General features: G+C 44.9%; 1 rRNA gene. It reads left to right on the forward strand.

What is annotated here, in order from left to right:
• A 23S ribosomal RNA gene (locus ACSLUR_RS19190) occupies positions 1–216 on the forward strand; the annotation flags it as partial.

Raw genomic sequence — 216 nt, forward strand, 5'->3', positions numbered from 1 at the left:
AGATTAATATTTCTGTACTTCTTTATATTGCGATGGAGGGACGGAGAAGGCTAAGCAAGCATGGCGTTGGTTGTCCATGTGAAAGTATGTAGGCTGAGAACTTAGGCAAATCCGGGTTCTTAAGGCTGAGATACGAGACGAGGCTCTACGGAGCTGAAGTTGTTGATGCCCTGCTTCCAGGAAAAGCTTCTAAGCATAGATATAAAGGAACCGTAC

The organism is Thalassotalea montiporae, from assembly GCF_053485855.1.